Below are 10,596 nucleotides of genomic sequence, written 5' to 3' on the forward strand. Positions count from 1 at the left end.
CGAGGCGACTGCCCATGACCTTTCCCTCTGTTCGTCCTCGCCGCATGCGCCGCGATGCCTTTTCGCGAGCGCTGATGCGCGAGACGACCCTGCTTGCCTCCGACCTGATCATGGTGGCGTTCGTCATCGAGGGTGAAGGCCAGCGCGAGCCCGTGCCATCCATGCCGGGCGTGGATCGGTTGTCGATCGATGAATTGCTCAAGCTTGCCGGTGAATGCGTGCGCCTGGGCATTCCTGCTTTGGCGCTGTTCCCGTCGCCGGGTGGGGCGGTCAAGACGGAGGACGCCCGTGAGGCGTGGAATCCCGATGGCCTGATGCAACGTGCTACGCGTGCGCTCAAGGCGTCTTATCCGGAGCTGGGCTTGATCGGCGACGTGGCGCTCGATCCTTACACCACGCATGGCCAGGATGGTCTGATCGACGATAGCGGTTACGTGATGAACGAGCCTACGGTCGAGGCCTTGATCAAGATGTCACTGGCCCAGGCCGAGGCCGGTATGGATTTCGTGGCGCCATCGGACATGATGGATGGCCGCGTCGGTGCGATTCGCGATGCCTTGGAAGCCGCCGGTCATATCCACACGCGCATCCTGGCCTATTCGGCCAAGTACGCATCGAGTTTCTACGGTCCGTTTCGCGATGCAGTGGGTTCGGCGGCCAACCTGGGCAAGGGTAACAAGCACACATACCAGATGGATGTCGGCAACAGCGACGAGGCCTTGCGCGAAGTCGAACTCGATATCACCGAAGGCGCCGATGCCGTCATGGTCAAGCCTGGCCTTCCTTACCTGGATATCCTGCGCCGCGTGAAAGACGCCTTTGGCATGCCGACCTTCGTTTACCAGGTCAGCGGCGAGTACGCGATGCTCAAGGCGGCCGCGCTCAATGGTTGGCTTGACGAGCGCGCCGTGGTGCTCGAATCGCTCACGGCGATGAAGCGTGCCGGTGCCGATGCGATTCTTACGTATTTCGCGATCGACGCAGCGAAGTGGCTGCGCGGAGAGTAAACCGCTTCCTCAAACCTGCCGTCGGGGCGACCTTCGGCGCAAAGCAAGTCGCGACAAGGTCGCGACTTGGAGGTTTGGCATTAGCCCAATGACAACGTCTCAAGCGATGGTGCCGACACGTGCCCGACTTCATACGCCTGTTGCCATTGGGCCGGGCTTGGCCGTTCACGCCATAGTCGCAACCGTACGGCGGTCCATCCGGTCGGCTCATAAGCGGCGACTGCCGCCAAGGCGCCATGCGCGGTATCGTGCAAGGTGCGATCGCGCTCCCGTAGGCGCCACGCATCCAGGTCTGCATCGACCGGGATGTCCAGCAGTTCACGCGTCGCAAACGCCGCTTCACGGATGTCCGGCTTCAGGCTGGCCTGCCATACCGGCCACACCTTGATGGATGGGCGTCCAAATGATTCGCACAAGGCCTTGAATGGTCCGCCGAGAAAGGCATTCATGCCTTTCTCGTTGCGCCACAAATAAAACGGTGCGTACAGGTTGTCGCGGGATGGCAGGCCCGGATTTTCTCGCGTAGCGCTCAAGTAGGCCTTGAATGCCAGATGCGGGAAATCGTCGGTCATGCCACCTTTCCCGGCGATGCGACGGGCGATAATCTGCATGTCGTAGTCAGCCGGCAAGGTGAAGCTGTACTGCATGGCGATCATGACAGGACCTGGGCTGCCGTAATGCCCTGGCGACCACCGCCGAATGACCAGTCTTCCGATGCCGTCGTGTGCACCACGATCATCACATCTTCCGGATCGATGCCAGTGTTCTGCGCCAGCAGCGTCACCGCATGCTGGTAGAAGCGCTGCTTGGTCTGCGCGTCACGCGGGCGGCCGACGGTAATGGCGATATGCACGAAGTCCTGCGAGCGCGGACCACCCAAGTAATCGCGGTCATAAATCAGCTCGCCCGGCTCCACCTGATGAATGACCTGAAAGCGATCGGTAGCCGGTGTTTCGAATGACTCGTGCATGGCCTGGAACAGACCATCGGCGAGGGCGCGCAGGTAGGACTCGGACTTGCCTTTGTGCAGGGTGATGCGGGCGTATGGCATGGGGGGCTCCTTGGCTTGACGACAACAAGCTAGCGCGGCACGATAATCCTGAAAATCGGAAATTATTGAATTAATTGTCCACTTTTTTGGGATTATTATGCGCCGGGTCCATTTCGACCTCGATGTCCTGCGTACTTTCGTCGAGGGTGTCGAACTCAACAGCTTCGCCAAGGCCGCGGATCGGTTGGGGCGCTCGACTTCCGCAGTCAGTGCACAGCTGAAGAAGCTCGAAGACCAGGTTGGCGCCCCCGTCCTGCGGCGGCTGGGGCGCGGCATGGTGCTGACTGAGACCGGTGAGACCATGCTTGCCTATGCCCGCCGCCTGCTGGACCTCAACGACGAGGCAGCCTCGGCGATGCACGGTACTGAGCTGGAGGGTTGGGTGCGTCTGGGCTTGCAGGAGGATTTCGGCGAGTCGCTGCTGACCGAGGTGCTGGGACGCTTCGCGCGGGCTCATCCGAAGGTGCGCATCGAGGCGCGCATTGCGCGCAATCGTGAGCTGCTTGAGCGCATCGATGCCGGCAAGCTGGATCTCGCCCTGGCCTGGGACAGCAACTATTCGACGCCTTACCAGCAACGCCTGGCGGAGCTGCCGATGTGTTGGATCGAGCCTGCCAATCAGCCGTTCGAATTTCAATCCGGCGATCCGGTTCCGTTGGTATCGCTGGATGCGCCATGCCTGATGCGAACCGCCGCGACGACGGCGTTGGACCGCGCGGGTATTCCCTGGCGGGTTGCTTTCACCAGCGCCAGTCTGGCCGGCATCTGGGCAGCGGTAGCCGCCGGCCTGGGCTTGGGGATGCGCACATCGGTCGGTCTGCCTGCCTCGGTACGCCCGGCAGCACCGGGCGGGTTGCCGGAGCTTCCTGTGCTTGGCCTGCATTTGCACCGTGCACGTGCCGATGCTGCCCCAGCGGTGACACGACTGGACGAGATACTGCGCCAGGCGCTTGGCCAAGTGGCTGCGCCCGCAAAAACCTGAGCGAGCGAACGCCTCGCGTGGAATAATCGGGTTTCGTATACGGAGCGCGTGCTTGGACAGTCATCATTTCCTGCAAACGGCGCTGGTCTTTCTGCTCGCCACGGTGATCGCGGTACCGCTGACCAAGCGGTTTCGTCTGGGGTCGGTGCTGGGCTATCTCGTCGCAGGCGTGGTTATCGGGCCGCAGATGCTTGGCCTGGTTGCCGATACAGCCGGCGTGGCGACGATTTCCGAGTTCGGCGTCGTATTGATGCTGTTCGTGATCGGCCTCGAACTGTCTCCCCAGCGCTTGTGGGTGATGCGGCGCTCGGTCTTCGGTACGGGCCTGCTGCAAGTGCTGGCCACCAGTCTGATCATCGGTCTTGCGGGTTACTACTTGTATGGGCTGACCACCAAGGCCGCCGCGATCATCGGCGGCAGCCTGGCGCTCTCTTCCACGGCGTTCGGTTTGCAGATCCTTGCCGAGCGTAAGGAGGCCGGTTCGGCCTATGGTCGCCAGGCGTTCGCCATCCTGCTGTTCCAGGACCTGGCTGCCATTCCTTTGATCGCCGCGGTGCCGTTGCTGGCCAGCAGCAATACCAAGCATGGCCTGGATCTGGTGGCCAGCGCGCGCACGATCTTCGGCATTCTTGCCGTGGTAGTGGGCGGTCGTTACCTGTTGCGCCCGGTATTCCGTTTTGTGGCGCGCGCCAATGCGGTCGAAGTATCCACGGCCACCGCCTTGCTGGTGGTGATGGGTACGGCGTGGCTGATGGAGGTCGTGGGGGTTTCCTCCACGCTTGGCGCCTTCCTGGCCGGCGTGCTGCTAGCCGATTCGGAATATCGCCATGAACTGGAATCGCATATCGAGCCGTTCAAGGGTCTGCTCCTGGGGCTGTTCTTCATCAGCGTGGGCATGTCGATGGATGTGCTGCAACTGCTGCATCAGCCCTTGATGGTGGCTGCGCTTGTGGGATTGCTGCTATTGCTCAAGGGCGCGTTGCTGTGGCCGCTGGGGCGGATCGTCGGCGGCCTGACACGAAGCGATGCCTTGCGCTTGGCGATGCTGCTGGCCTGCGGCGGCGAATTTGCGTTCGTGGTGCTCAAGCAGGCCATGGAGGCGCGACTGATCACCGCCAAACAGCAAAGCCTGCTGGTGCTGGTGATCACCTTGACGATGGCGTTGACGCCGGTGCTGGTGGTGCTTTGCGCCAAGCTGCTCGATAGCGTGGCGGAAAAGAAACCCACCCGTGAATACGATGAAATCACCGCCGACGCACCGCGCGTGATCATTGCCGGCTTCGGCCGCGTCGGGCAGATTGTTGGCCGCGTGCTGCGTGCGCAGCGCGTGCCCTTTGTCGCATTGGAGTCGTCCATCGAGCAGATGGATACCTTGCGTCGCTTCAACAATACCTCGTTGTTCTTTGGCGATCCGGCGCGCGCGGATTTGCTGCGTGCCGCACAGGCCGACAAGGCCGAAGTGTTCGTGCTTGCCACCGATGATCCAGATGCCAACCTGCGCATTGCGCGACTGGTGCGTCGCCAGTATCCGCACCTGAAGATCGTTGCCCGTGCGCGCAACCGCCAGCACGCGTTTCGCCTGATGGACCTGGGTGTGGAAATGCCCGTGCGCGAGACGTTCTATTCCAGTCTCAAGATGACCCGGATGACGCTGGAAAGCCTGGGGTTGTCGAGCGAACTGGCGACCGATCGCGTGGATCGTTTTCGCGAGCACGATATTCGCCTGCTCAAGGCGCAATACCTGGTCTATGACGACGATGCACGCTTGACTCAGACGTCGCGGGAAGCGCTCAAGGATCTCATGCACATCTTCGATGCCGATGATGATCCCGTTGCCAAGCATGAGCGGGAAACCTCCGAGCCATCCAAGGACATGAGCGAAGAGGAAGAGTAGGCGGGCGACAAGTCAGGGGTGAGCTTGGTGGAAGTTCTTTGTCGAATGCATCGCCGCTGTTGCGCGGCTGCCCCACCATTACCTTGTAGTCGGCCTATTCTCCCCGTTGACCTGAAGAGAATCGAGACCTAAGGAGCGAATTCAATCGCGAAGCAATCTGCGATTCAGGCGCAGATTGGTGTTTTTAAAACTTCCAAGCCGCGACCTGGTCGCGTCCTGCATCGCGATTGAAATCGCTCCTACTCGGGTTGGGCGGGTTGGCGCAACGTCTGCCGCACGCTGGGAATGACGCTGCCTGCGCGCACGGCCAGCTCATGGGCGATATCCACGTAACCCAGTTGCCGTGCCACGTCGGCGGCGGTGCGGCCGAATGCATCGACGGCTGCACGGTCGGCACCGCGTGCCAGCAGCACACGTGCCGGCGGCAGCAAGGCGTGCATCGCACAAGCATGCAGTGCCGACACACCGCGCTTGTCGGCCTGTTCCAGGCGTGCGCCTGCGTCGAGCAGTACGGGTACCAGTGCGCCGATATGCGTGGCATCGCATTCGCTGCCGGGGCGCATGTGCGCGCCTAGCAAAAGCAGCAACGGTGTCTTGCCTTCGCCGTCCGCACGGTCGACCTGTGCACCGTGCTTGAGCAGCGAATCAAACAGGCGGCGCGCACGCAGGCTGTCATTGTGATCGAAGCCGAATTGCGCGGCGGCGTGCAGCGCGGTGTGGCCACGCGAGTCGGCGGTGTTCACGTCAGCGCCGCCATCGAGCAATTGCTCAACGATCTCCGGGTAACCCATCGCCGCGGCGATCATGAGTGCGGTAGCGTCGCCCGGCAGGCGTTGGTCGACCGAAACGCCGCGTTCGAGCAACAGGCTGATCAATCCGTCGCGTCGCGCGCCGACGGCGGCGGCCAGCGGTGTCATGCCGTTGCTTGCCGTGGCGGCGATATCGGCGCCTGCCTGGATCAGGTATGCGGCTACGTCACGATGTCCTGCGCCGCATGCGTGCAGCAAAGCTGTCGCACCCTGGCGATCGCGTGTGTCCACGCCAAAGCCAAGTTCAAGCAGGCGTTCGACGGCCGACAGCGCGCCCGCTGCCGCGGCCGAGGGAAGGTCTTCGGGACGCAGCGGGCGGCGCGGACGCGACCATTGCCCCCAGTTGAGCCAGCGCTCCACCGCGCTGTGATCGAGTGCCAGGCCGAGCGGTGTTTCGCCATTGACGTCCACGGCTTCCGGGTCGGCGCCACAGGCGACCAGGGCGCGAACCAGCGGCAACGCCTGCTCGCCATGTTCCAGCGCGGCAAACAGCGGCGTGCGGCCGGACTGGTCACGCGGATTCGGGTTGCAGCCACGATCGAGCAATGCCTGCAGGATCGAGACCTGCCCGTTCGTCGCGGCCAGGTGCACCGGGGTGCGTTCCCGCATGTCGGCACCAAACGGGTCGGCACCTGCACTCAGCATCGCATGCAGCAGGGCAACACCCTGCGGTTGCCGGTCGGTGATGCGTAGCAGGGCTTGGCTGAGCAGGCCCGCACCGGCGGGACTGGCGCCGGCCTGCATCAAGTCCATGATGGCCTCGGCCGAACCGGGCAGCTGTTGCAACAGGGCATCGAACAGGCGGCGGCCCAGCGTGGGAAGCATGCCTTCCTGGGCGTCGAGCGTTTCGGCGTCATCCACCAGTTGCGGTTGCAGGCGTGCTTCAGCCTGCAAGGCATGTTCGAGCAACCAGCGCCGCGCGCTGCCGAGGCCAGGTGCGGATAGATCCAGGTAAAGCTGTGCAAGCTGGCCTTGCGGCCATTCGCGCACGCGCTGGGTAAAGGTGGACACGATGGCCCAGTGCCCGAAGCGCAGGGCATCGAGCAGATGCGCCGGCGTGTCGGCGCCGTCGGGCAGCACATCCACGCTCAGGCTGGCCGGTAGCGGAGTGTCTGGATCGAGCAGGGCGACCAGGTCCCAGCGGCCCGCCGCGGCGGCGTGATCTAGCGAGCTGCGCCCGTCGCTGCCGGGCGTTTTCGGCTCTGCCCCAAGAGCCAGCAAGGCTCGCACCGTCTCAGCCTGGGCGTGCGGCGACTGGCAGGCCAGGGTGAGGGCGTCACGGCCATGGTTGTCGCGCACGCGGGCATCGGGTTGGGCCTCGGCGATCAACTGCACGATACCGAACGACCCGGCGCGCGCGGCTTCCATCAGGGCCGTGGTGCCGTGATGGTCGGCCAGTGAGACATCGGCATTCGCCGCGCGCAGCACGCGCACGATCTGCTCGTGTCCTTCCGCGGCAGCGGTCATCAGGGCACTACGATGGCGTGCGTCCACCGCGTTGATGGCGGCGCGGTGCTTGAGCAGCAACTTGACGCCTTCCACGTCGTCGTCGGCCACGCCGGCGGCAGCGACCAGCGCCGGTTCGCCGTCGGGCGGCGTGGGCTTGGCGCCGCGTTCCAGCAGGAACTTCACCAGCGGCCAGTTGGCCGCATGGCAGGCGGTCGCCAGCGGGCTGACGCCGCTGCGATTGAGCGTGTTGATCAAGGCGCCCGCGTCGAGAAGCATCGCGGCGACCATCGGTTCCTCACTGAGTACCGCACCATGCAAAGGCGTGTTGCCGTCCGGGTCGGTGGCGAGCGGGTTGGCGCCGTTGGCCAGCAAGGTCATGACGGCATCGGCGCGGCCATGCCAGCTGTCGCGTGTGGCGGCCAGCAGGGGCGTGAGCCCACCGCTGACGCGATTTACATCCGCGCCCTTGGCAATGAGCGTACGCAGCAGGCGGGTATCGGGGAGCAAGGCGGCGAGCATCAGCGCGGGACGCTGGTCGCGATCGCCGGGCAGGGGCGCGGTGTTCGGGTCGGCGCCTGCTTCCACCAGGGCGATGGCCCGCTCGATATCGCCATCGCGGGTGGCCGCCAGCAACGCCTGCTGTTGTTCGGGTGTACCGGCGGTGCGTTCCTCTTCGGTCAGCTGCGGCACGGGGGCGGGTTTGGGCGTCGGGATGGTACGCAGGCGAGATTCGCTGGCCTGCGGTGTAGATGTTGCGGCCTGCCGCGACATGCGGGATTTGCCGCGATCTTCGCTGAGCAACGCGCGTAGCGTGCGATTGGCCACGATCAGGCAACACACGGGCAGCAGCACCACGCCATAGATGACCAGCGCGCTGATACGCAGCTCCGAAGGCAGGATGCCATACAGGCCGGTCAGCACGATGGCGACGAAGGCCAGGGCCAGCAGGGCAAGGGCGGCCGGCAGGTAGTGTGTGAAAAAGCGCTCCTCGCGCGAAAGATGCCGTCCGAAAGCGATACTGCGAGCCGTGGCGGTGAATATCCAGGAGCCTTCGCCCTTGGCCGGATACGCATCGTCCCAGACGAAGACCAGGCCGAATGCCGGCCACATGCGCCACAAGGCGCCCAGCGCCACGACCAGCGCGGCGGCCAGCGTCAGTGCGGCACCCAGGCCGTGCCCCTGGCTCAACTGGAGCATCGGCCAGGCAATCAGCAGGAACACCAGCACCACATACCCGGTGAACATCACCAAGTGGGCCGCGCCACGACGCAGCACGGTGCGCAGGAAACGCGGCTCCGGGTCGAACCCGATCGCATGGCAGACCGCCGCCATTGTCAGCGCATTGGCCGCCAGCAGTGGTATCAGGGCCAGCGGGTGGGCGCCGATCGCGGCAATGGCGACAAACACGAGGCCGGGAACGAACCAGGCAAGCGATTGCAGGAAGGGGGGCGGACGACGCGTTTGAGGTTTGGGCATGAGGTCGTGAGTATAGGAATCGTCGAAGCGGCGGGCGGTAATCCCGCGTTAATCGCGCGAGAAAGCTGTCATTCCTCGCCGTCGTCCTGACGCAGGCTGCTTCGGTAAGCCGGATGATTGGCTGCGGCCAGGGTCTCCCTTGGCGGCAACTGCAAGTGCCAGCCCTGGTCGCGCAGATGTTCGATCACCTGTTGCGCGTCTTCGTGCGGGAGTTTGCGCTCGCCGCTCAACTCCACTTCCAGGACGAAGCGCAGGTCGCCGAGCAGCAGGATCAGCGATTCGGGCAGGGACGAAAAATCGTCGCGGCGGGGCAGCCACAGGTATGTATCGGCCTTGCGCTGGCTGGCATAAACGAAACAGTGCATGGCAACCACCTGTCAGCGGCATGGGAAATGACGCAGTTGCGTCGCGCAGACGTCCAAGCGTAACAGTCTGCGACGCCGATGGACACCGCATGGGCAGGCTCCGATGTAGGCCATGGTTCATCGAGGCGGGCCATGTGATGGTCCGATCATACTCGCCCAAAATGCTGCGCCTGCACTTGCAAGGGCGATGGTCAGCCGGCACTCTGCCCGGCAGGGTTCTCAAACGCGCGTATGAAAACAGATGACGCGGACAGATCCTTTGCTGTTTCCCGAGCCGGATCAACAAATAAGCAGGAGCAATTCGATGTCCTTTCAAACGATCTCGCGGGCGTCCCGTCCGCTGGCGTTGGCCACGCTGAGCCTCGCCATTCTGGGTGCGCTCGCCGCACCGCGCAGCGCCGACGCCAGCGCCTTCCAGCTGAAGGAAGACAGCGCCAAGTCCATGGGCCGTGCCTATGCCGGTTCCGCTACCGCTGGCAACGACGCTTCGGTGATCGCCAACGCCCCGGCTGCGATGGCCGACCTGAAGGGCACCTATTTCCAGGCTGACGTCACGGGCGTCAATTTCAGTGCCAAATTTTCCGGTTCCGCCCACGATGCGCTGGGTCGTCCGATCAGCGGCGGCAACGGCGGTGATGCGGGCACCACCCTGCCGATCCCGGCCTTCTTTGCTTCCACGCAGCTGGGTGACCGCTGGCACATTGGTATTGCCGGTACCGTGCCGTTCGGCTTCCAGACCGAATACGACAACAACTGGGTGGGCCGCTACAACGCGCTCAAGTCCAAGTTCGCTTCCTACGACGTGACCCTGTCGGCGTCGTTCAACGTCACCGACGACTTCGCCCTGGGCGCCAGCGCCATCGCGCAGAAGACCACGGCCGAGCTGACCAGTGCGGTCAACTACAACGCCGTTGGCCTGGGCATCGTGCAGCAGGCCGCCCAGGCTGGCGCCATCAGCCCGATCCAGGCTGGCGCGCTTGCCCAGCAGCTTGGCCTGGCTGTGCCTCCGGGCTCGGACGGCACCGCGCGTATCAAGGGTGACGATTGGGCGTGGGGTTGGCAGGTGGGTGCCTACTGGAAGCTCACGCCCAACGATCGCTTCAGCCTGAACTATCGCTCGAAGATCTCGCACACCCTGGAAGGCACGGCGAACTTCACCCAGCCGACCAACGTGCAGGCCGTGCTGAGCAGCCCGACGGTGGCTCCGCTGTTGGCTGGTCTGGGCGGCGTGCCGTTCACCCACACCAACGGTTCGGCCAGTTTCACCACCCCGGCGTCGGCGTCCTTCAGCTACTGGCACCAGGATGAGAAGTTCGGCCTGGGCTTCGACCTGGCCTGGACCAAGTGGGACGTGTTCAAGAACCTCACGGTGAACTATGCCAACCCGGCGCAGCCGAACACCACCGAACCGTTCAACTGGAAGAACACCTGGTACGCCTCGGTCGGTGCCGATTGGTACCTCACCGACAAGCTGACCTTCCGCAGCGGTATCGCCGTGGACACCACGCCGACCTCGTCGACCTATCGTGACCCGCGCGTGCCTGATTCGACTCGTAAGCTGCT

8 protein-coding genes are annotated in these 10,596 nt (G+C 64.0%); 4 read left to right on the forward strand and 4 right to left on the reverse strand.

Going from position 1 to position 10,596, the window contains the following annotated elements:
* Positions 1–14: 14 nt before the first annotated feature.
* On the forward strand, positions 15–1,007 hold the full coding sequence (hemB, locus tag VF436_RS10730) for a porphobilinogen synthase (RefSeq protein ID WP_330904012.1): 993 nt from the start codon (positions 15–17) through the stop codon (positions 1,005–1,007).
* 80 nt (positions 1,008–1,087) lie between these two features.
* On the opposite strand, the gene VF436_RS10735 is transcribed toward hemB, so the two are convergent.
* Both VF436_RS10735 and VF436_RS10740 read right to left on the reverse strand, forming a co-directional pair.
* The gene (locus VF436_RS10735; protein ID WP_330904013.1) at positions 1,088–1,663 is read right to left on the reverse strand and encodes a DUF4865 family protein; all 576 of its coding nucleotides are present in this window, start codon (positions 1,661–1,663) and stop codon (positions 1,088–1,090) included.
* Positions 1,660–2,058 carry a tautomerase family protein gene (locus VF436_RS10740; protein ID WP_330904014.1) on the reverse strand — a complete coding sequence of 133 codons (399 nt, stop codon included), beginning with the start codon at positions 2,056–2,058 and terminating at the stop codon, positions 1,660–1,662. Before VF436_RS10740 ends, VF436_RS10735 begins: the two co-directional genes overlap by 4 nt.
* Before the next feature lie 97 nt (positions 2,059–2,155).
* Here VF436_RS10740 and VF436_RS10745 point away from each other — a divergent pair, with 97 nt between their 5' ends.
* Positions 2,156–3,040 carry a LysR substrate-binding domain-containing protein gene (locus VF436_RS10745; protein ID WP_330904015.1) on the forward strand — a complete coding sequence of 295 codons (885 nt, stop codon included), beginning with the start codon at positions 2,156–2,158 and terminating at the stop codon, positions 3,038–3,040.
* Positions 3,041–3,092: 52 nt separating this feature from the next.
* On the forward strand, positions 3,093–4,934 hold the full coding sequence (locus tag VF436_RS10750; RefSeq protein ID WP_330904016.1) for a monovalent cation:proton antiporter-2 (CPA2) family protein: 1,842 nt from the start codon (positions 3,093–3,095) through the stop codon (positions 4,932–4,934).
* Positions 4,935–5,173: 239 nt separating this feature from the next.
* Here VF436_RS10750 and VF436_RS10755 read toward each other — a convergent pair whose 3' ends face one another.
* Together VF436_RS10755 and VF436_RS10760 are read right to left on the reverse strand one after the other, a co-directional pair.
* Positions 5,174–8,668: an ankyrin repeat domain-containing protein gene (locus VF436_RS10755; RefSeq protein ID WP_330904017.1), complete on the reverse strand. Its 3,495-nt coding sequence runs from the start codon at positions 8,666–8,668 to the stop codon at positions 5,174–5,176.
* 68 nt (positions 8,669–8,736) lie between these two features.
* Positions 8,737–9,033, reverse strand: a complete 297-nt coding sequence (locus VF436_RS10760; RefSeq protein ID WP_330904018.1) for a YcgL domain-containing protein — start codon at positions 9,031–9,033, stop codon at positions 8,737–8,739.
* A gap of 304 nt (positions 9,034–9,337) precedes the next feature.
* Here VF436_RS10760 and VF436_RS10765 point away from each other — a divergent pair.
* Positions 9,338–10,596 (forward strand): OmpP1/FadL family transporter (locus VF436_RS10765; RefSeq protein ID WP_330904019.1); only part of this gene is annotated, 1,259 nt, incomplete at its 3' end.

The organism is Dyella sp. (assembly GCF_036384435.1).
Lineage (GTDB): Bacteria > Pseudomonadota > Gammaproteobacteria > Xanthomonadales > Rhodanobacteraceae > GSA-30.